The sequence below is a fragment of the Millionella massiliensis genome (assembly GCF_900104655.1).
Taxonomy (GTDB): domain Bacteria; phylum Bacteroidota; class Bacteroidia; order Bacteroidales; family Rikenellaceae; genus Rikenella; species Rikenella massiliensis.
Genome location: NZ_FNWD01000002.1, coordinates 1,365,405 through 1,386,235, shown reverse-complemented (window position 1 = coordinate 1,386,235; position 20,831 = coordinate 1,365,405). Strand labels below are relative to the sequence as shown.

The 20,831-nt window shown below is 57.9% G+C and carries 16 protein-coding genes; 13 read left to right on the top strand and 3 right to left on the bottom strand.

What is annotated here, in order from left to right:
• Positions 1-2: 2 nt before the first annotated feature.
• The 5 genes from BQ5379_RS05420 to secG all read left to right on the top strand — a co-directional run bounded on the left by BQ5379_RS05420 (position 3) and on the right by secG (position 4,113).
• The gene (locus BQ5379_RS05420; RefSeq protein WP_071134497.1) at positions 3-824 is read left to right on the top strand and encodes a glutaminyl-peptide cyclotransferase; all 822 of its coding nucleotides are present in this window, start codon (positions 3-5) and stop codon (positions 822-824) included.
• Positions 821-2,230, top strand: coding sequence for an NAD(+) synthase (gene nadE / locus BQ5379_RS05415; protein ID WP_071134496.1), 1,410 nt, complete (start codon positions 821-823; stop codon positions 2,228-2,230). Before BQ5379_RS05420 ends, nadE begins: the two co-directional genes overlap by 4 nt.
• Before the next feature lie 332 nt (positions 2,231-2,562).
• Positions 2,563-3,078 carry an LptE family protein gene (locus BQ5379_RS05410; protein ID WP_071135557.1) on the top strand — a complete coding sequence of 172 codons (516 nt, stop codon included), beginning with the start codon at positions 2,563-2,565 and terminating at the stop codon, positions 3,076-3,078.
• On the top strand, positions 3,078-3,677 hold the full coding sequence (locus tag BQ5379_RS05405; protein ID WP_071134495.1) for a hypothetical protein: 600 nt from the start codon (positions 3,078-3,080) through the stop codon (positions 3,675-3,677). Before BQ5379_RS05410 ends, BQ5379_RS05405 begins: the two co-directional genes overlap by 1 nt.
• Positions 3,678-3,726: 49 nt before the next feature.
• Positions 3,727-4,113, top strand: a complete 387-nt coding sequence (secG, locus tag BQ5379_RS05400) for a preprotein translocase subunit SecG (protein WP_071134494.1) — start codon at positions 3,727-3,729, stop codon at positions 4,111-4,113.
• Between the two features lie 562 nt (positions 4,114-4,675).
• On the opposite strand, the gene BQ5379_RS05395 is transcribed toward secG, so the two are convergent.
• Entirely contained in the window at positions 4,676-6,091 is a 1,416-nt protein-coding gene (locus tag BQ5379_RS05395; protein WP_083377608.1) for a BACON domain-containing protein, read from the bottom strand.
• A 107-nt stretch (positions 6,092-6,198) separates the two neighbouring features.
• Positions 6,199-8,277, bottom strand: a complete 2,079-nt coding sequence (locus tag BQ5379_RS05390) for an alpha-amylase family glycosyl hydrolase (RefSeq protein WP_071134492.1) — start codon at positions 8,275-8,277, stop codon at positions 6,199-6,201.
• A 331-nt stretch (positions 8,278-8,608) separates the two neighbouring features.
• On the opposite strand from BQ5379_RS05390, the gene BQ5379_RS05385 reads away from it, so the two are divergent.
• The 6 genes from BQ5379_RS05385 to galK all read left to right on the top strand — a co-directional run bounded on the left by BQ5379_RS05385 (position 8,609) and on the right by galK (position 16,889).
• Positions 8,609-10,201, top strand: a complete 1,593-nt coding sequence (locus BQ5379_RS05385; RefSeq protein ID WP_143039398.1) for a hypothetical protein — start codon at positions 8,609-8,611, stop codon at positions 10,199-10,201.
• A gap of 162 nt (positions 10,202-10,363) precedes the next feature.
• Entirely contained in the window at positions 10,364-11,770 is a 1,407-nt protein-coding gene (locus BQ5379_RS05380) for a DUF5723 family protein (RefSeq protein ID WP_071134490.1), read from the top strand.
• 457 nt (positions 11,771-12,227) lie between these two features.
• Entirely contained in the window at positions 12,228-13,145 is a 918-nt protein-coding gene (locus BQ5379_RS05375; RefSeq protein WP_071134489.1) for a glycosyltransferase family protein, read from the top strand.
• Positions 13,146-13,240: 95 nt separating this feature from the next.
• Entirely contained in the window at positions 13,241-14,353 is a 1,113-nt protein-coding gene (locus BQ5379_RS05370; RefSeq protein WP_071134488.1) for an aldose epimerase family protein, read from the top strand.
• 48 nt (positions 14,354-14,401) lie between these two features.
• A complete protein-coding gene (locus tag BQ5379_RS05365; protein ID WP_071134487.1) occupies positions 14,402-15,700 on the top strand; it encodes an MFS transporter in 1,299 nt (432 codons plus the stop codon).
• Between the two features lie 34 nt (positions 15,701-15,734).
• Positions 15,735-16,889: a galactokinase gene (gene galK / locus BQ5379_RS05360; RefSeq protein WP_071134486.1), complete on the top strand. Its 1,155-nt coding sequence runs from the start codon at positions 15,735-15,737 to the stop codon at positions 16,887-16,889.
• A gap of 370 nt (positions 16,890-17,259) precedes the next feature.
• Here galK and BQ5379_RS05355 read toward each other — a convergent pair whose 3' ends face one another.
• A complete protein-coding gene (locus tag BQ5379_RS05355) occupies positions 17,260-17,844 on the bottom strand; it encodes an HdeD family acid-resistance protein (RefSeq protein WP_071134485.1) in 585 nt (194 codons plus the stop codon).
• A 201-nt stretch (positions 17,845-18,045) separates the two neighbouring features.
• Between BQ5379_RS05355 and BQ5379_RS05350 the strand changes: the two genes are divergently transcribed.
• The gene (locus tag BQ5379_RS05350; RefSeq protein WP_071134484.1) at positions 18,046-19,311 is read left to right on the top strand and encodes a sigma-54 interaction domain-containing protein; all 1,266 of its coding nucleotides are present in this window, start codon (positions 18,046-18,048) and stop codon (positions 19,309-19,311) included.
• A gap of 659 nt (positions 19,312-19,970) precedes the next feature.
• The gene (locus BQ5379_RS05345) at positions 19,971-20,813 is read left to right on the top strand and encodes a murein hydrolase activator EnvC family protein (protein WP_071134483.1); all 843 of its coding nucleotides are present in this window, start codon (positions 19,971-19,973) and stop codon (positions 20,811-20,813) included.
• Positions 20,814-20,831: the final 18 nt, after the last annotated feature.

The following is a 20,831-nucleotide window of genomic DNA, read 5'->3' as shown; positions in this document are numbered from 1 at the left end:
ACATGAAACGATTGACCCTTATATCCATGCTGATCATGGGCCTGACCGCCTGTGGCGGAACCGTCGCTCCCGCTGGCAGCGGCGAATCGAATACGGTGGCTGCGCAGATCCCGGTACCCGAGCCCCAAACCGTCGTTCCGCAGATTGTGGCCGAGTATCCCCATGACGAGAAGGCCTACACCCAGGGGCTGCTTTGGGCTGACGGAGCGCTCTACGAAAGTACCGGCGAGTATGGCGAATCCTCGTTGCGGAAGGTCGATCTTGCCACCGGTCGAGCCGAACGTACCCTCCCGCTGGCTGACAACTACTTCGGCGAAGGGTTGGCGCTGGTGGGCGACTCGTTGCTCTATCAACTGACCTGGCAGGAACAGCGCTGTCTGGTGTACGACAAGCAGGATTTCCGTCAGGTGAAGGTCTTTGCCTACTCCGGCGAAGGGTGGGGGCTGACCCCCGACGCAGCCGGCGATTCGCTCTACATGAGCGACGGCAGCTCGTGGATCCGTGTGCTCGATCCGGCCGACTTCTCGCAGCAGCGTCGTTTCCAGGTGCGTGACCACCAAGGCGAGGTGCTGCTTCTGAACGAACTCGAATGGATCGACGGAAAGATCTGGGCCAACCTCTATCTGACCGATCGAATTGCCGTGATCGACCCCGCCACCGGTCACGTAACTCACTATATCGACTGCTCGGCTCTCGAAACCCGGATCGGCCATCGACGCGATACCGACGTGTTCAACGGTATCGCTCACGACCCGGCTACCGGCAAAGTCTATGTGACGGGAAAAAACTGGGACAAACTTTTTGAAATCGACGTAAAGCTATGAAAATCGCGCTCGTACAGCAGAATTACAAGGTCGGCGATACCGCCGCCAATATCGCGAAAATGAAAGAGGCCATCGCAGCCGTTGCCGCTCAGGGCGCGCAGTTGGTGGTCTTCGGGGCTGAGGCCGTTACCGGTACGCCGTTGCTCGGTCTGGCCGATTCCTGCGCTTTCCGAGAGCGGGCCGCAGCTGCCCGGGCCGAACTCGAAGCTTTTGCAGCCGGACAGGGTGTCACGGTGGTGCTGGCCGATACGGAGAACGAAACGGTGAAAATCCTGTGTGCCGCCGACCATTTTCGTCACGGAGTCGCCGAACGGAACCGTGACCGTCTGCTGTCCGTTGCCAAAACCTCCGGCAAACCCATCGTTTGGGTCAACCCCGTCGGTGCTCAGACCGGAACCATCTTCTACGGCGGTTCCTGCATCGTTTGGCCCGATGGCGGATCGGTCGTGCTACCGCTTTTCCGCGAAGCGCAGGTTGTGGTCGATACCGATGCGGTCGGGGCGGGGCAGAGTGCCGTGTGGGGCGATCGCCTCGAACAGCTCCACGAAGCGTTGGTGCTCGGTATTCGCGACTATTTTGCCAAGACCGGTTGCCGTGACGCTTGTGTCGCCATGTCGGGCGGCATCGACTCAGCGCTGGTGCTGGCGCTCGCCGTCGAAGCGCTCGGTGCCGAACACGTCAAGACGGTCATGCTCCCGTCCCAGTACTCGACCGACCACTCTGTGACCGATGCCGAGGAGATGATCCGCCGTGTGCGGATTCCGCAGGAACAGGCCTGGCTGGTGCCGATCGCACCGACCTTCCAAGCCGCCGTTGAATCGTTGCAGCCCGTTTTGCAGGCAGCTGCTTCGGATAAAAACCGGGGGCTGGCCGAAGAGAACATGCAGGCCCGTATCCGTTGTATGATGACCATGGCGTTGTCGAACAGCCACGGAGCCTTGATGCTTAATACCTCCAACAAAAGCGAAGCAGCTGTGGGCTATGGAACGCTGTATGGCGATACAAGCGGGGCGCTGAGCGTGATCGGCGACCTCTACAAGCAGGACGTGTACGCTCTTTCGCGTCAGATCAACGCCGCTGCCGAAGCTCAGGGGTGTGTTGCCCCCATTCCCGAGCACATCCTGACCAAAGCCCCCTCGGCTGAATTGCGGCCCGGTCAGAAGGACAGCGACTCGCTGCCCGACTATCCGGTGCTGGATGCCATCCTGATTCGATTGATCGAGGGTGGTCGTTCGGCTGCCGATGTGATTGCCGAGGGGTATGAGGCGGCAACCGTCGAACGTGTCTGCCGGTTGCTCCTGTCGGGCGATTTCAAACGGTTCCAGCTGCCGCCCGCTCTGCGCGTGTCGGGCTGTACCTTCGGGGTCGAATGGCAGTGGCCCATCACGGCTGCCAAAATGCTCTGATCACTGCCCGTGCCGGGCGGCCGAAGAGGGTGCGAAATGGGAATGGATTCGAAACCGAACCGGAGCGGGAACGGAGCAAATCCGAAACCGGATGAAACGCTGTTCGGTTGGGACGTGTTGTGAGAAAAGACCGTACTCTGAAAGAAAAAGTATATCTTCGTAACAGAAAGAAAGATAATTCGTTTAGTCCGAAGCCTCTTTCGTTTGGGGCGTGGTGCAGCGGGGTGGTGCGTTGCTGAGTGAGGCAGCGGGCCCGAGCCGATCGTCCACATTATCGGCAGAGGCGCGGAGTGTCACGAAGGTATGTGTTGAATCGAAGTAACAGAATGAAGATGAAGAAACATATGGCTGTATGGGCGCTGTTCGGTGCTCTGTTGCTGGTGTGCAGCGGGTGCTCGGTGAAATACTCTTTCTCCGGAGCATCGGTGAACTATGCACTGAGTAAAACGGTGTCGATCAGCTACTTCAACAACATGGCGGCCATGGTTACGCCGACCCTGAGTCCTACTTTTACGGACGAATTGACCCAAAAGCTGGCCCAGCAGACCCGTTTGCAGGTTGTTCCTGAAAACGGAGACCTGAGTTTCTCGGGCGAAATCATCGGATACAGCTCCGACCCCGTGGCCATCTCGGGTGACGAGTATGCCACCAAAAACCGGTTGACAATCACCGTGCGGGTCAAATTTGTCAACAAGGCTGAGCCGCAGTACAGCTTTGAAAAAACCTTCAGCAATTACGGCGACTACGATACCAATATTCTGCTCACCGAAGCGGAAGGTACGCTGATTCCCGAGATTGTCGAAAAACTGGTGGACGATATCTTTAACGAAGCCTTATCCAACTGGTAATGGAGAATCCGATCGGTGCATACCTCGACGACTATGCGCGGCTCGACGAGCCCGGTGTGTCGCTGCAACTCTATGACCTTGTGCAGACCTATCCCTGGTTTACCCTGGGGCGTTACATGCAGTTGCGTTCGCTGCGGACGACCGATCCGGCCGGTTACAACCGGGTGTTGCGTCGCACGGACGTCCGGCTGTTTGTCCACCCCTGGCCCAGACTGCTGCTCGACGACGAGCCCGAAAACCAACCGCTCGATCTGTCGGGTGTTTATGCTTCGCCCGACGCTTACGATGCCGCCGGGTACGACACTTCGTTCCCCGATACGAACAGTGTGATCGATGATTTCCTGAACAGCGAGGGAGATGGCGAGCGGATCGTTCCGCCGCCAGCCGACGTTGACATCCCGCAGGAGGATATTTCGCTCGATTCGGTGGCCGATGACGGTGAAATCGCTACCGAAACGCTGGCCGAAATCTATCTGGCGCAGGGGCTGCCCGATCGGGCTGTGGAAATTTATTACAAATTAAGTTTGAAATATCCGGAAAAAAGCACTTACTTTGCAGACCTAATCGCCGATGTGCAGGCTCGTTACGGGTTGCAGTAGGCGGAAATCCGAATAACACAACTACTACACACATAGAGAAACTTTTACCATGTACGTTTTTTTCATTGTCCTGATCATCATCGCCAGCTTCCTGATTATCCTCACCGTGCTGGCACAGAACCCCAAAAGCGGGATGGCTGCCAACTTCGGCGCTTCGAACCAGGTTATGGGCGTACGCCAAACGGCCGACTTCCTCGAAAAACTCACTTGGGGTCTGGCTGTCGCCATCGTCGTTCTGAGTCTGGCCGCCACCATGGCTATGCCGCGTGCTGACATCTCGCGCAGCAACGATGAACTGCAACGGGCGATCGAAAATCAAACGGATGGCATCCAGAACTTCCAGCTCCAGACTCCGGGTGCAACTACCGAAGAGGCTCCCGCAGCCGAAACTCCTGCCACTCCGGCACCGGCTCAGGAAGCCGCTCCCGCCAAATAATTATCCCGCGGGGCCGGGAGAAAACCGGGAATAGGGTGAAGGGGTGAGAGAGAGTCGCGGATACATACTCAAGAAGCCCCTTTTCGAAGGTTTTTAAATAAAGTAAAACGTGCTTTCAGCGAAATGCTGAGAGCACGTTTTACTTTATTTGGATATTGTTGTGGTAGAAGTTGGGAACGTGATGTATGCGTTTGTAGCAGTGTGGTGGCTGTTTTGATAAGATCTTACTTCGACTGCGCTGCCGCGCGGGCCCCGCGTGCTCGCGGTGGAGCGGGCGATACTGCGTATCGCCTGTTTCCGTTCTTGTTTCAGGGGATAGACCCCTTGTCCGTGGCGGTATAAGCAAAGTATATCTCATTGGTCGGGGAGCGGCCAGCGCCAAGGGGCGGGACCACCCGTCCCGACGAGCGAAAAAACATATCGTTGTTCGAGCTCAGGTAATATAGGGACCCGGTTATGTTCCGCTTCATACGATCAGTCTAAAAGAACAAGGACTGTCAGATGTCTGACAGTCCTTGTCTCATTTTTGGGGTGCATCCCCGAAGATTACCAAACCTTCGGATTATTGAGCCGCTGCGGTTTTGTATCCGATCAGATCGACTTCGACGATGTATTGTGCCGTACCTTCGGCGTTGGGAGCCGAGCTGGCCGAGATGAAGCGTTCGAGATCCAGGTCGAGCGTGATTTCGCCGCCGCCTTGCGGTACGTCCAGGATACGCCACCAATGAACCAGAGCAGGATTGCCCGGACACCAGTTGGCACGGTCGTAGTAGCAGGTTCCGGCCTGTGAGTAGTTGTTGCCGCAGGCGATAAAGATCGAACCGGGATAGGCGGCAGCCTCACCGTTGACTTTTACGGTATAGGTATTTTCGTCAAATTCGGCAGCGTTTTTGGTCGAGTAGTTCGGACGATCGGGGAATTTACCCTGGTCGTGGCCGTGGCCCGTGATGGTGACCTTCATTTCGAGTTCGTTCACATCGGCCGGGATCTGGAAAGCCTTTTCACCCATACGTTCCGGTGCCTCGATGTCGTGACCGGCAACGCCATAGGCGAAACCGCGGTAGCCCGAGTTGCCGTCGCGGCTGCTGTCATAGACTTTGGCGTAGTAGACAGCCGTGCGGGCCTGTTCCCCGGCGTAGAGGTCAAAGGTGAGCGTAGCGGTATGGGCACGGGTGGAGGTGGCATCGAACCCGCCGTAGTAGACTTTGAATTCGGTGGCGCCTTCCATCATCGAGAGGTAGTCGGTTACGTCGAAGTAGTAGTAACGTTCCCAGGTCGATCCGAACGAGTTGCCGAACGGAGTCATGGCGCGGGTGATTTCGTACCACTGCCCGTCGGCTTTGTTCTTGATGAAGAACATGGTGGTGTTGTCGTACGACGAGCACCCTTCGTTCCATGCTCCCATGCGGTATTTAAGGATGGCACGGTTGTAGTTTTCGGAGTTTTCGGGGAAGTTCACGGTGAAGGTCTTGTCTGTTGCTTCGCCCCAACCGTAGAATTCCAATTTGATGGCTTCGGTCGAGACGGTGTAGGCCGGGCTGCCGCTGACGTCCTCGGGGTATTTCTCGAAGTATGCGGTGCGGTCAAGCAGGCGTGCCGCTTTGTTGACGGTACCGCTTTGCGTGATGGTGAGCGTCTGGCTGAGCAGTTCGGGCTCTTCCTGCGAACCGGCGGTTATGGTGATGGTGGTGGTGCGTTCGGCGTCGCCGTAGTTGTAATTGGCCGAGATGACTAACTTGTTGCCTTGTCCTTTGGAGGCATCACACCACTCTTGGCCTTCTTCGACCGAGAAATTCCATACGGGTTGGTTGGTGTTGATGGTGATGGTGTTGCTGGCTTCTTCGGCTTCGAACAGAACGGTTTCGGCCGGATCGGTCGTCAGATAGGGGTCTTCGACTGTTTTGTTGCTTTTACAGCCGGTCAGCAGTAGCACGGTCCACAAGGCACTGCCATACAACAAAGAAAGGGTTGGTTTCATAAAAGGTAGGGTTTTTAGTTTGGTTGGTTTGTTGTGTGGTGTTAGTAATCTTCGACCGTAAATTTATAATAAAATTTCTCGATTTTCCCAAGGAGTGGTAATCTTTTCTAATCTTCGGTTTCGAAAACCAGTGCGGTGCGGTTTACGTTGTAAATCCGCATGTAGCTGCGGGTGATCCCGTCGCCGTCGGTGCGGGCATAGGTGAAGTACTCTTCGCTGGCTGCACCGTCGTGGACGCGTCCCGTTCCGCCGAAACGGGTCTCGTCGCTGCTGAGGATGACGCGCCACTTGCCGGCTTTGGGAGCGGGCAGCTCGTAGTCGGGGATGCTGGCGGTGGGGTGCCAGTTGAAGACGAACAGCAGACCGGCCTGTTCGTAGATCAGCGTTTGGTTCGTCTCGTCGACCTTGAGCTGGTAGCCGTATCCGGCGCTCAGAATCTGGTGCTGTTTGAGTAGCTCGATCATGGCCTGGTCGAAGCGCTGCAGGTCGATGTAGCGCAGGTAGTCGGCGTCGGCCAGCGACCACATGCGGCGGGCGTGGGCGTAGCTCCATCCGTTTCCTTCGCGCGGGAAGTCGATCCATTCGGGGTGGCCGAATTCGTTGCCCATGAAGGTGAGGTAGGCTTCGCCGCCGAGGGTGGCGGTAATCAGGCGGATCATCTTGTGCAGGGCGATGCCGCGGTCGATGACGAGGTTCTGCGATTCGCGGTTCATGGAGAAGTACATCTCTTTGTCCATGAGGCGGAAGGCGATGGTCTTGTCGCCCACCAGGGCCTGGTCGTGCGATTCGCAGTAGGCCACGGTCCGCACGCCGGGCAGCCGGTTGCAGAGCACCTCCCACATGCGGTAGAGGTTCCACTGTTCGTCGGGGACGTCCTTGAGGTATTCGATCCAGAAGTCGGGGATGGCCATGCCCAGCCGGTAGTCGAAGCCGATGCCGCCGTCGTAGATGGGGACGGTCACGCCGGGCATGCCGCTCACGTCTTCGGCAATGGTGATGGCGCCGGGACGGATCTCGTGGACCAGCTCGTTGGCCAGCGTCAGGTAGAGAATGGCGTCGCGATTGGCTCCGTCGCCGAAGTAGGCGTCGATGTTCCACTCGGGGGCGTTGATGCCGTGGTGGTGGTAGAGCATGGAGGTGACGCCGTCGAAGCGGAAGCCGTCGAAGTGGAACTCATCGAGCCAGTATTTGATGTTCGAGAGCAGGAAATGCTGCACTTCGTATTTGCCGTAGTCGAAGAGCATCGAGTCCCACTGGGGGTGTTCGCCTGCCGGGCCGGGCTGGGAGTAGAGGTGGTCGGTACCGTCGAGGCGGTTGATCCCTTCGTTGACGTTTTTTACGTAGTGGGAGTGGACCAGGTCCATTACCACGCCGATGCCCATTTCGTGGGCCCGTTTGACGAGTCGTTTGAGCTCCTCGGGGGTGCCGAAACGCGAGCTGGGGGCGAAAAAGTTGCTGACGTGGTAACCGAAGCTACCGTAGTAGGGGTGTTCGGCGATGGCCATCAGCTGGATGGTGTTGTAGCCGAGTTCCTTGACACGCGGCAGGATTTTCTCCGTGAATTCGTCGTAGGTGCCGACTCCCTCTTTTTCCTGCGCCATGCCGATGTGGGCTTCGTAGATCAGGGGGCCGCCGTCGCGGGCGGTGTAGATGTTGAGGTTGTAGTGGTCGTCGCCCCAGTCGAACGGCGTCGGGGGTTCCCATACCTGGCCGCAGTAGTCTTTGGTGGTCTCGTTCTGCACCACGCGGCGGATGTAGGCCGGAATGCGGTCCATCCACGTGCCGTCGGCGCCGTGGACGTACATCTTCACGCGGCTGCCGTGGCGCAGTTTGCCGTGGGTGGTCTTGTCGGGCAGGAAGAGCGACCAGATGCCGTTGGAGTCGGGCATCAGTTCGGCCGGGTATTGGGTGCGTTCCCAGTCGTTGAAGTCGCCGAACAGAAAGACCTCTTTGGCGCCGGGAAGCCATTCGCGGAACCACCAACCGTGCCGGACTGGGTCGTAGTGGATGCCGAAGTAGAGGTGGGCGTTGGCATAGTCTGAGAGCGAACGGCTCCATTTGCGGATGTTGTTCAGCCGGTTGCGGAATCGTTCGCCGCGGGCGATGATTTCGGGGGCGGCGGGACGCAGCCAGGCGTCGCGTTCGACCATGCGGGGCAGGGGAGTGAGGGTATGCTGGACGTTCATAGCGGCTCGGTTTAGGGATGGTTAGTTCTCCTACAAATTTAACTTTTTTTGGCAAGAAATCAAGCTTTTCGACCGTTGGTCTTACTGTGGTGGCGCAGAGGGCTTTTTGAACAAAAAATTCTACCTTTGCGCCACCACCGAAGAAGCGTTGACGGTGCCGGTCGTGCGGCTCGGGGAGGTTGAAACCCGGTCTGCCGGGGGCGATTTCCTGGCCCGATGGCATTCGTCGGCCGACGGTGGCTTATTGTAGACCGTGCGGTTCGGGATGGAAAGGGGCGCAGGCCTCTTCGACCACAGTCGGACGGATTATGTGAAACAATCATCGTTTTTTATGAAAGGAAGAATTACGGGTTTGTTGTTGATGGCAGTGCTCGCTGTCGGATGTGTCGAGAAAGGGATGTTCGACAATATTCATATTCGCCCCACGACGACTCTGCCGGTGGGCAGCATCGAGGCATCCGACTCGTCGCTGTTCGAGCTGGCCGGCATTCAGGAGAGCATGGTGAAGGGGTCGGACGGTGTGCTTACGTTTGTGGACAGCAGCGATCTGACGCTCGCGGCGTCGGAGATCGGTGTGGCGCCGGTGACGTTTGACGAACAGCTTTTTGACTTCGATGCGTCGCTGGCTGCTTTCCGGAGTGGCGACGGCTTTGTCGAGATTCCGGCCGGTCAGCTCTCCGAAACGTTCGAACTGAGTGGTCTTGAGGCCGATGTGACACTCGATACGGTCATTTTCGACGGCGGTACGTTCCGTGTGTCGGTCGATGGGCTGGAGGGAATCGCCGGATACGACAAATCGGAGTTGAGGGTAGTGGTCCCGAGTCTGCTTCGGGACGAACGGCCGGTGGTGCTGACCCCGGGCGAGGTGTTGATCCTCACGTCCGACTACGTGTTGGTGCCCGAGGCCGGTAACCGCATCCGGATCGCTTTCGAAGGTCGTGTGCCGCAGATGAACACACTGGTCGGCACGGTCGAGATGCGGGGCTGCGAGACCGAATACATTGCTGGATTTTTCGGCCGCCGGGAACTGAGCCGTGTGGAGCGGACGATCCGGGCCACCGGTTTCGGCGATTTCATCAAGGATGCCGAGTATGTGCGGTTCGACCGTCCCGAACTGAAGGTCGAACTCCGCAACGCCTACAATGCGCCGATGCTGGCCGTTGTCGAGTCGCTCCGGGTGGACGGCCGCGAAATTGACCTGAAGGAGGGACAGGACGGCCGGTTGCTGTACATCGCTCCCCGTGCGGTGTCGGAGCTGGTCGTCAACAACGAAAGTACGTTGAGCGGGACGGGGCTGACTGACCTTTTTACGAAAGACTTCAGCGAGTTGAGTCTGGTGGTGAATACCATTCTGAATCCCACGGCTCAGGACCTACAACAGTTTGACTATCAAGCTCCCGACCATAACAGCATGGTGGTGGACGATACGCTGGGCGGCATGTTCGCGATGCGGCTGCCGTTGGATGGGGTGTTGGATCGCGTGTCGTTCGAACAGGAGCTCGAGGTCGATCTGGGCGATCTGAACAAAGAGGATCTGGATTACGAGAAACTGACCTTCATGCTCTCAGGCACCAACACCATGCCGATTGACTGGTCGATCTCGGTGTCGGTGCGCGAGCAGGGCAGCTGGCGACAGGTTTCGCTGTTCGACGACCCGGTGGAATTCCCCTCGTCGCAGAACAACCTTCCGCCCGACGATCCGGCTTTCCGGCCCGGCGTGGTCGATCAGAGTAATCTGATTGTCCGGTCGCTGTCGGCCGAGCAGATCGACCTGCTGCTCAATGCCCGGAAATTGTACCTCAAACTGACGGCAACGACGCTGGGGGCTTCGGAACGGCAGGCGGTGAAGATCTACACCCCCTCGGAACTCGATCTGAGTATCGTGGTCGGTGCCGAACTGGACTTTACGCTCAACGAAAAATAGACTGAAACGGTCGGCGGGGGGGCGGTTGGTGCGCGGTGGTGCGGACGGGCGATGGCTCGGGAATGCCCCTTCGGCGGAATGTCTCGGATGAGCCTCATCCCCATCCTCATCCCCAGCTTCAGCCTCAGATCGGCTTTCTCTCAATAAAGAAAAACAGTGCTTATGAAACGATTATATATCTTGCTTCTCACCTTTGTTTGCGGCAGTGCCGTTGTGCCGGCCGTGGCTCAGGACCACTTTACGCTGACGGCGCGCGATCTGCCGCAGTCGATGCTCTTCAACCCGGCCATGCGTCCTGCGGAGGGGTTCGTCTCGATTCCGCTGATCGGGAGCCTCTCGCTGGGATTCGACAACAGCTTCAGCTACAACCAGGTGATCGACAAGGACGACAACGGCGTGAAATACCTCGATACGCGTGCGCTGCTTCGGGCCACCGGAGGGAAAGACCTGACCCTCGCGCGATTCAACCTCGATCTGGTGAACACCGGGTTTTTCGTCGGGCCGAAGGATTACATGGGGGTTACTCTCCGTACGCGGGCCCATGTCGGGACCTCGCTGCCCGACGGACTCTTCGGCATGATTCTCGACAACCCGATCAACGAATACAAGACCTTCGACCTGAGCATGACGCCGAATGCCATCGGCTGGCTCGAGCTGGGGGTCAGCTACACGCGCGACATTGACGACAACTGGCGGGTCGGCGGCCGGGTCAAGTATGTGAACGGGCTGATGTCGCTCCAGAGCACCGATATGGATGTCACCGCCCGCAAGGAGTATGACCGTTACGTGGTGTCGGGCGACTACACGCTGCGGGGCGGTAATGTCGATTTCGCCCGCAGCGGAAACCTCTTCGACGAGATGCTGGACAATCTGTCGGCCAATCCCGGTTTTGCCTTCGACCTGGGGGCTACCTACCGTTCGGACGACAAGCGGCTCAATGTGAACGCCAGTGTCTCGGACCTGGGGGCGGTGTTCTGGAACAAACGCAACTCGTCCGTGATCCGCACCCACAGCGGTGGCAATGAGTTTGAATTCCTGGGGGTCGACGGGCTGAACGGGTTGATTAACGGAACCACCTCGCTGGGGCATGTGCTCGACTCGGCCTACACCGAGCTCTCCCGCACGCTGAATGCCGATACCACCTCGGGCGGTTTTACGCAGATGCTGCCGGTGTCGTTTCAGGCCGCGGCCGACTATGCGCTGGGGCCCTACATGCGCCACCACGTGAGTCTGGGCTTTGTCGGCATGATTCCCTACCACGGCAAGTTCCACTACGCCGTCTCGGCCGGCTATGCCTACCATACCCTGAGCGGTACGTGGCAGCTGATGGCCAACTATACCTATAAGTCGAACAATCCGGTCAACGTCGGGCTCGGCGTGGTGATGCGAACCGGCCGCTTCCAACTCTATATGGCCACCGACAACATCATTTCAGCCTTCACGCTGACCCGGACCAAAAGCGCGAATTTCAGCCTCGGGTTGAACTTCTTTACCACACGCCGGTCGAGTGCCCAGTCTGCCGCGCAAAACCGGATTTCCCGTCGCGCCTCCAAGTATTACACCTACTGATGAGCCGCCCGGCAGTCAGACGAAAGTTTTGGCCGTGAACGCGGCGTAGTTTGTACGTTTTTTCCCCCTGCGAAGTACTCCGACGACAGTAATGCCGTCCCGAGCTGTGCGTCGCAGGGGAACTTTTTTTGAGGGTGGAGGTTGGCGTATTTTGAGGTGCTTGTGTGGGGTGGGAGTGGGCCGTTCGGGGTTATGGTACGTCGGGGAATGCAGCTATGGCATGGGAAATGGTGTGTGCTGGCGGCGGAGGCCGTATGGCGGATGGATTCTTGTCAGTGCAAGGGGTGCCGCCGGAGAATCCTGCGCCCGGCTCCTTTTTTTCGGCGCGTCGGGAGAGGGATTTAGGGTAGAAAAGACAAAAACCAATTGATAAAAGTGGCCCCAAAGTGTGGGATATTTTGAGGAAATAGTATATTTGTGTGGTTAAACCCACGACAATAAAAACATAATATCAGATATGAAACCCACACTTTTGGTACTGGCCGCCGGCATGGGGTCGCGTTACGGATCGCTCAAACAGATGGACGGCATCGGGCCCAACAAAGAAGCCATTATCGACTATTCGATCTATGATGCCATCCGCGCCGGATTCGGCAAAGTGGTCTTCGTCATCCGCCACAGCTTCGGCGCCGAGTTCAAAGAGGTCTTCTGCCCCGAACGCTTCGGCGGTAAAATCGCTGTCGAATACGTCTTCCAGGAGCTCGACTGCCTGCCCGAAGGTTACAGCGTGCCCGAAGGCCGCGAAAAACCCTGGGGTACGAACCATGCCCTGATGATGGGTGCCCCCGTGATCAACGAACCGTTCGCCGTGATCAACGCCGACGACTTCTACGGCCAGGACGCCATCGCCCAAATGGGTAAATACCTCGCCTCGTTGCCCGAAGGCTCCAAAGGCGAATACGCCATGGTCGGCTACGAAGTGAGCAAGACCCTCTCCGAAAATGGTACCGTATCGCGCGGCGTCTGCACCATCAACGCCGACGGTTACCTCGACTCCATCGTCGAACGGACCAAAATCGAACGCCAAAACGGACAGATCGTCTACATCGAAGCCGACGGGACCCACCCGCTGGCCGAAAACACCCCCGTGTCGATGAACCTGTTCGGTTTCACCCCCGACTACTTCGGCTACTCGACGGCATTCTTCAAAAACTTCCTCGACGAAGCACTCGCTTCGGGCAACCTCAAAGCCGAATACTTCATTCCGCTGCTGGTGAACAAACTCGTGTCGGAAGGCACCGCCAAACTCAAAGTCCTCCACACCTCCAGCCCCTGGTTCGGCGTAACCTACAAGGAAGACCGTCCGGGCACCGTCCAGAAAGTGCTCGACCTGATCGCTGCCGGCGTATATCCGCAGTCGCTGTGGGGTAAATAGTCCCTTCGAGGGGTCTTCCCGAAGGCACCAGCGAAAACCAACCTCATCCCGCGTCCGGATTCCGGGCGCGGGAAACCTAACCTAAACCGACTTTTATGAACGAAATCACCCAACAAGTATGGGGCTTCACTCCCGCGTCGCCCACCGGCGAAGGCGGAGGCGAGCCGGTCATCCTCTACACGATGACCAACGCCAACGGCGCTACCGTACAACTCACCAACTATGGCGCTGCCGTGGTCAGCGTCACCGTCCCCGACCGCATGGGGAAAATGGCCGACGTCGTTCTCGGCTATGACAAATGGCAATCCTACATCGCCGACGGACCCGCCATGGGCAAAAGCGTCGGCCGGTATGCCAACCGTATCGCCAAAGGACACTTCCCGCTGAACGGCAAAACCTACTCGCTGGCCATCAACAACGGTCCCAACCACCTGCACGGCGGTCCGACCGGCTTTGCCAACCGCCTCTGGGAAGGACGTGTAGAAGGCGACCGCGTCGTATTCGGCTACCATTCCGCTGCCGGCGAAGAGGGGTATCCCGGCGCCCTGTACGTCGAAGCCTGCTTCGACTGGGACGATGACAATACCCTCGAAATCACCTACTTCGCCAAACTCGACGACGAAGCAGCCGAAGCCACCATCGTCAACCTCACCAACCACGTCTACTTCAACCTCAATGGTCACGATAGCGGTTCGGTGCTGGGCCATACCCTGACCCTCAAGGCCTCGCGTTACCTGCCCACCGACGAAAACGCCATCCCGCTGCCCGAAGCCCCCGCATCGGTCGAAGGCACCCCGATGGATTTCCGCACCCCCCACGTGATCGGCGAACGCATCGAAGAGCCCTTCCAACAACTCATCTGGGGCAAAGGGTACGACCACTGCTGGGTGATCGACAACTATCCTCAGACCGACTCCGTGCTGGGCAACACCACCTTGCTGCCCGCAGCCGAACTCTACTCCGAAGAGTCCGGTCGTTTCGTGAAGGCCTCCACCACTCAGCCCGGTATCCAGATCTACACCGGCAACTGGCTCAGCGGATGCCCCCAGTCCAAAACCGAAGGATTCGCCTATGAAGACTACTACGGAGTGGCCATGGAGTGTCAGGCATTCCCCGATACGCCGAACCGTCCGGACTTCCCCGGCGTGGCGCTTCAGCCCGGTGAGACCTACGAACAGCACATCGCCTACGAATTCGGCACCCGGTAATTCCGCCGCGGTTCCATCAATACTTAATTAACAATCAAATCATCAAACATGACTCAAACTCAACAGAAAAAGAACTACGTATTGCCTATCGCAATGATGTTCGCCCTCTTCGCGATGATCTCGTTCGTGACCGGGCTGACGAACCCTATCGGCGTGATCGTCAAGAATCAGTTTGCCGTAGCGAACTGGATGTCCCAACTCGGTAATGCGGCCAACTTCATCGCCTACGCCTTTATGGGCATTCCGGCCGGTCTGCTCCTCCAGAAAATCGGCTACAAAAAAACTGCGCTGCTGGCTATTGCCGTCGGTTTCGTCGGCGTCGGCATTCAGTTCCTCTCCGGCGAAGCCCGCAGCTTCGGTGTATATCTCTGCGGTGCCTTCATCTCCGGTTTCTCGATGTGTATGCTGAACACCGTCGTGAACCCCATGCTGAACACCCTCGGTGGCGGTGGCAAAAAAGGTAACCAGCTGATCCAATTCGGCGGTACGCTGAACTCCATCTCGGCTACCATCGTTCCGATCCTGGTCGGCTACCTGATGGGTAACGCCGCTAACGCTACCATCAGCGACGCTGCTCCCGCCCTCTTCATCGCCATGGGTATCTTCGCCCTCGCCTTCATCGTGCTCGCCAGCATGCAGTTGCCGGAGCCCAACCGCGAAGTCGAAAAGAAGGAAAAAGGCGTCAAAGACAAACACAGCGCCCTCTCGTTCCGTCACTTCGTGCTCGGTACCGTGGCTATCTTCCTCTATGTCGGTGTTGAAGTGGGTATCCCCAACTTCGTGAACCTCTTCCTGACCAACGCCCCCACGGCCGAAACTCCCGGTATGGGACTCGATGCCACGCTGGCCGGTTCGGTGGTCGGCACCTACTGGTTCCTGATGATGTGCGGCCGTCTGATCGGCGGTGTCCTCGGCGGTAAATTCTCCGCAAAAGCTCAGATCACCTTCGTCTGCCTGCTGGCCCTCATCTTCCTGCTGGTCGGCATGTACACTCCTTCGACCATCACCGTCAGCATGCCCGTCTTCACCGGTACCGGCTTCGCAATGGCTGCCGTGCCGATGGGGGTGATGTTCTTCGTGCTCTGCGGTCTCTGCACCTCCGTGATGTGGGGCGGCATATTCAACCTCGCCGTTGAAGGTCTCGGCAAATACACCGCCATGGGCTCCGGCCTCTTCATGGTGATGGTTTGCGGTGGCGGTATCCTGCCGCTGATCCAGGGTGGCGTGGCCGACCTCACCGGCAACTACATGGCCTCCTACTGGGTGATCTTCGCTGCCGTGGCTTACATCCTCTACTACGCCCTGCTCGGCTGCAAAAACGTCAACAAAGACATCAAGGTAGACTAATTCCCGATAGACTAACCCATTCGCTTTCGAAATTATGGATATTACCAAAGTACGGAATAAATTCAAGGAACTCTACGGCACCGAAGGCGCCCTGTTTGCTTCGCCCGGACGTATCAACCTGATCGGCGAACACACCGACTATAACGGTGGTTTCGTGCTCCCCGGCGCTGTGGACAAAGGCATGGTGGCCGAAATCATCTTCAACGGAACCGACAAAGTGCGTGCCTTCGCCCTCGACCTGGGTGAAAGCTCCGAATTCGGTCTCAGCGAAGACGACGCCCCGAAGGAACAGTGGGCCAAATACCTCTTCGGCGTGTGCCGCGAACTCACCAAACGCGGCGCCACGATCAAAGGTTTCGACACCGTCTTCAGCGGCGACGTGCCGCTGGGAGCCGGGATGTCCAGCTCTGCCGCCCTCGAGTCGACCTACGCTTTCGCACTGAACGACCTGCTCGATCTCGGCTTCGACAAGATGACCCTCGCCAAAGTGGGCCAGGCTACCGAGCACAACTATGTGGGCGTTAAATGCGGCATCATGGACCAGTTTGCCTCGATCCACGGCAAAGCCGGCCACCTGATGCGTCTCGATTGCAAAACCGGCGAATTCCAGTACGTGCCCTTCGACCCCGAAGCGCACGGCTACAAAGTCGTGCTGATCGACTCCTGCGTGAAACACGAACTCGTCGGGTCGCCCTACAACAAACGTCGCGAGAGCTGCGAACGTGCCGTGAAGGCCATCCAGCAGAAACACCCCGAAGTCGAATTCCTGCGTGACGCACAGCCGCAGTGGCTCGAAGAGGTCATCGGCCAGATTTCGCAGGAAGACTACATCCGCGCCAAATACGCGATCGACGAAGTGGCTCGTCTGCTCGACGCCTGTGCTGCTTTGGCTGCCGGCGACTACGAAACCGTCGGCCGGAAAATGTACGGTACGCACATCGGCATGAGTGTCCTCTACGAAGTATCGTGCGAAGAGCTCGACTTCCTGAACGAAGTGGCCAAAGAGTGTGGCGTGACCGGTTCGCGCGTGATGGGCGGTGGCTTCGGCGGCTGTACCATCAACGTGGTGCCCGCACCCAAGTACGATGACTTCATCAACACGGCCAAAGCGAAGTACAAAGAACGCTTCGGTATCGACTGCAAAGTGTACCCCGTGGTTATTTCGGACGGTGCACGCCGCTTGGCATAGTGCCTGCAGTTGACTGTTGAAAAGAGATCGGGTCCGTGAAGTTTCGGTGAAACTTCACGGACCCGAATCTTTTTGAACCTCGCCGCTCCGATTAAGCAGGGTATTTTTGACAGTCGCGGAGAGCATACGCATTCGAAGCGTACGCTCCCCGCGACTTTTTCGATCTCCCTGCGCAGGTGGTGACAGGTTGGCAACCGTGTGGCGCGGTAGCAGGGCAAGGGTGCCTGTCTACGTTACGGGGGCGGTGATTTATACCGATTGGGGTGGAATTGGGCTTGCCAATTGGGTTCGACGGCTTTGGCTGACCGCTTCGGTTCGACCGCTCGGAGATTGGTTCAAGGGAAAGTTCTAAAAAGCGGGTACCGCCCCGTTACTCCGAAAAATGCTTGTGCAGGCTCTTGAGTTCGAAGGCGAGCACGGAGAGGGAGATCCCCGCCATCAGGAAGGAGATGCCGACCCAGATGACAACCGCTTCGACGCCGAACAGTACGGGGTGAACCAGAATCAGCACCGAGCACAGGAGCAACAGCGAACCGACGATGATGGTCCACAGGCCGCCCGGCACCTTCAGCGACATCAGGTCGCTGCCGGTGCCGATCAGTCCGAGGCTGCGGAACATCAGCCAGAATGCCAGGAAGAAGGGGAGTGTGGCAGCCGAAACCGACGGGTAGATCATCAGCATTAGCCCGATCAGCAGTTCCATGATCCCGCCGGCCAGCAGCCAGCCTCGGCCGACGGCGGCATTGGAGTTGGTGGCAGCCAGGGCGATGTTTACGACTCCGGCCACCAGAATCAGTACGGCGAAGGTCAGGGCCAGTGCTACGTAACTGGCTCCCGGATAGGTGAAGATGAAAATCCCGGTGATGAATACCGCGATTCCCAGCAGCAACAGCAGCCACCAGTTCCTGACGGCCCGGCCGGTGCTCTCCATTTTTCTCATGAACAGGTCTTTCATAGGGTGTTATTTTTTTGCGGGACGTGGACGACCGGTTGTTTCTGCAAGTGGCGGGAACGGGGTGCGTCGCGTATGTCCGGCGGTTATACACCCGATAAATTGCAAGGTTTGTGCCACGGAAACGGTCTGGGCGCCCGGTGGACATTTCGGCAGGGAAAGTGAAGCGCAACGTGACAAAAAATCGTAACTTTGTCTGAGACTATGGAACTACAAAGCGTCAAACAACGATTCGGCATTATCGGTAATACCGCTGCGCTCAATCGGGCGTTGGAGGTAGCGCTGCGGGTGGCTCCCACCGACCTCAGCGTGCTGATTACCGGCGAAAGCGGTGTGGGTAAGGAGTTCTTCCCGCAGATTATCCATGCCTACAGCGCACGCAAGCATGGCAACTATATCGCCGTGAACTGCGGCGCCATCCCCGAAGGAACCATCGACAGCGAGCTCTTCGGCCACGAAAAGGGTTCGTTCACCGGAGCGACCGAGAGCCGCAAGGGTTACTTCGAAGTGGCCGACGGGGGAACCATCTTCCTCGACGAGGTGGGTGAACTGCCCCTCACGACCCAGGTGCGTCTGTTGCGTGTGCTCCAGAGCGGCGAGTTTATCCGCGTCGGCTCCTCCAAAGCCCAGAAAACCAACGTGCGCGTGGTGGCTGCTACGAATGTCAACCTGCGGCAGGCGGTCGAAGCCGGCCGTTTCCGCGAGGACCTCTACTATCGGCTCAATACGGTCCCCATCACCGTACCGCCGCTGCGGGAACGGCAGGGGGATATCCATCTGTTGTTTCGCAAGTTCGCAGCGGACATCGCGACGCAGTACCGCATGCCCCCCATCAGCCTGACCCCTCAGGCGCGTCAGGTGCTCGAGACCTACAGTTGGCCCGGCAACATCCGGCAGCTGAAAAACGTAGCCGAGCAGATTTCGGCCGTTGAGGAGCAGCGCGAGATCGATCCCGACACCCTGCGGCGTTATCTGCCCGATTATGCGGCGCCCACTACCCAGTTGATGCCCGTTCCGGTGGCTCACGGTGGGGGCGAGTATGCCAATACGACCGAACGTGATATTCTTTACAAACTGCTTTTCGATCTGCGGGGCGAAGTCTCCGAACTGAAAGGTATGGTCGCCGAACTTTCGGCCAACCAGCACCACGGCGGCAGCCATCCCGTTACGACCTATCCGACCTCGTCGCTGCCGGTCAAGATCGGCGATACGCTGCTTCCCACTTCGCTTGCCACCTCCCACAACGACAGCTATATCGAGACGGCTGCCGAAGAGATTCCTGCCGAGGAACCTCCGGTCGAACAACGTCTCCCGCAAACCAAGGAGGAGGCTCAGCGTGAGGCGATCGTGCAGGCCCTGAAGCGTCATCACGGGCGGCGCAAGGAGGCGGCTGCCGAACTTTTCATCTCGGAGCGTACGCTCTACCGCAAGATCAAGGAACTCGGTATTCGCGACGAAGATATCCGGTAATCCGAAGGGCATGTCTCCCGTGTGTCGGGACTGCCCGAATGTTTGGAGCTCACATTTTCCAAGGGACGCCTGTTGAGGCTTGCTGGGAGTGTGAGCCTTTTTTGTATCATATCGTAGGGAATGGGTGGTTGGTGCAGTATCGGGGGAGGAGAGCCGTTTCATGCAGCAAGGTAGAAGACCGGTGGCTGTTGTACAGGGCAGAATGTATCGTGGGAGGATGGGCGGTTTCTGCGAATGATGTTTTGTGGAAAAGTGGGGGGATATCAATGGCTTCGGGGGATTCTCTCCGTAAAAGGCGAAAGTGTGGCGGCTGTATGGATTGGCTGCTGAAAATGGGGTGGGGCTGTTGTCAGAAGCTGCATAAAAGAGCGAAAAGTGCGCGTGGTCATATCTTATTTTCACTTCATTTACGTTTAATATCACGATCTGTCGTCGCGGCTGTCGTGAGGCTCTGGGGAGACGTGTCTGCCGGTGGAAAGTGCATGTTCTGTATCCGGCGGCAAAATCGTTGAGGCGGCGGCCCGTCGGATTCCCCGTCCGAAGCGCTGTGGTCGGGCGGAGACGGCGGCCGGTAAATTACGGCGGAATGAGCGGTTTATGACCGAAGAAAGGGATGGTTTCACGGGAAAAAACTATCTTTGTAAGATTAAAACAGATACATGAAATTTAAGGATATCGTCGGTTACCTCCGCGAACGCAATAAACTCTCGCTGCGGAACGTCCGCACCGGGCAGGAGATCTGGCACGTCTTTGTCAGCCGTATCAATATGATCCTGGCCGTTGTGGCGCTGTTGCTGGTCGTGTTCATCGCCTCGCTGACCACCGTAGCCTATACCCCGGTGCTCGACCTGATCCCCGGTTATCCCGGCAGTCGGTCGCGTCAGGCGCTGATTGCCAACATCATGAAACTCGACTCCCTCTCGCTCGAAGTGCAGCGCTGGGAAGAGTATCATGCCAATTTCTCCAAGATTCTCGACGGGCAGGTCCCCCAGCCCGACACCGATACTGCCCGGCGTGAAGGGATCAAGGGGAGTGTCGCCGCGCGGATTCCGCTCGACTCCGTGCTGCGCGAACAGATGACCCTCGACGGATCGCCCTATCAGCTCGAAGCCGGTACGACGACTCGCTCCGAAAATACGTTCGAGATGCTTCCTCCGGTCAAAGGCTTGATCGCCAAGGCGTTTGCGCCTCAGGATGGGATCTACGGGATTGAAATCGCCCCCGGAGCCAATCAGGTCGTCATGGCCGTGCTCGACGGCACCGTGATGCTCAATACGTGGAACCCCGAAACCGGGAACGTCGTTGTGATTCAGCACGGCGGCAATCTGGTGTCGGTCTATAAACAGGTCGCCAAGGTGATGAAAACCACCGGCGAACATGTCCGTGCCGGCGAGTCGATCGCCGTGACCGGCGCGATGGTCGACAACAAGGTCCCGTACATTACGTTCGAACTGTGGTACAACGGAACTCCGGTGGATCCTGAAAACTATATCGTATTCTAAAGCTGTCGGCGTGGAGAA

What these genes read in the sequence shown, in the direction of transcription:
- BQ5379_RS05420 (WP_071134497.1), top strand. Translation starts at nt 3, where the DNA reads ATGAAACGATTGACCCTTATATCCATGCTGATCATGGGCCTGACCGCC.
- nadE (WP_071134496.1), top strand. Translation starts at nt 821, where the DNA reads ATGAAAATCGCGCTCGTACAGCAGAATTACAAGGTCGGCGATACCGCC.
- BQ5379_RS05410 (WP_071135557.1), top strand. Translation starts at nt 2,563, where the DNA reads ATGAAGAAACATATGGCTGTATGGGCGCTGTTCGGTGCTCTGTTGCTG.
- BQ5379_RS05405 (WP_071134495.1), top strand. Translation starts at nt 3,078, where the DNA reads ATGGAGAATCCGATCGGTGCATACCTCGACGACTATGCGCGGCTCGAC.
- secG (WP_071134494.1), top strand. Translation starts at nt 3,727, where the DNA reads ATGTACGTTTTTTTCATTGTCCTGATCATCATCGCCAGCTTCCTGATT.
- BQ5379_RS05395 (WP_083377608.1), bottom strand. Translation starts at nt 6,091, where the DNA reads ATGAAACCAACCCTTTCTTTGTTGTATGGCAGTGCCTTGTGGACCGTG.
- BQ5379_RS05390 (WP_071134492.1), bottom strand. Translation starts at nt 8,277, where the DNA reads ATGAACGTCCAGCATACCCTCACTCCCCTGCCCCGCATGGTCGAACGC.
- BQ5379_RS05385 (WP_143039398.1), top strand. Translation starts at nt 8,609, where the DNA reads ATGAAAGGAAGAATTACGGGTTTGTTGTTGATGGCAGTGCTCGCTGTC.
- BQ5379_RS05380 (WP_071134490.1), top strand. Translation starts at nt 10,364, where the DNA reads ATGAAACGATTATATATCTTGCTTCTCACCTTTGTTTGCGGCAGTGCC.
- BQ5379_RS05375 (WP_071134489.1), top strand. Translation starts at nt 12,228, where the DNA reads ATGAAACCCACACTTTTGGTACTGGCCGCCGGCATGGGGTCGCGTTAC.
- BQ5379_RS05370 (WP_071134488.1), top strand. Translation starts at nt 13,241, where the DNA reads ATGAACGAAATCACCCAACAAGTATGGGGCTTCACTCCCGCGTCGCCC.
- BQ5379_RS05365 (WP_071134487.1), top strand. Translation starts at nt 14,402, where the DNA reads ATGACTCAAACTCAACAGAAAAAGAACTACGTATTGCCTATCGCAATG.
- galK (WP_071134486.1), top strand. Translation starts at nt 15,735, where the DNA reads ATGGATATTACCAAAGTACGGAATAAATTCAAGGAACTCTACGGCACC.
- BQ5379_RS05355 (WP_071134485.1), bottom strand. Translation starts at nt 17,844, where the DNA reads ATGAAAGACCTGTTCATGAGAAAAATGGAGAGCACCGGCCGGGCCGTC.
- BQ5379_RS05350 (WP_071134484.1), top strand. Translation starts at nt 18,046, where the DNA reads ATGGAACTACAAAGCGTCAAACAACGATTCGGCATTATCGGTAATACC.
- BQ5379_RS05345 (WP_071134483.1), top strand. Translation starts at nt 19,971, where the DNA reads ATGAAATTTAAGGATATCGTCGGTTACCTCCGCGAACGCAATAAACTC.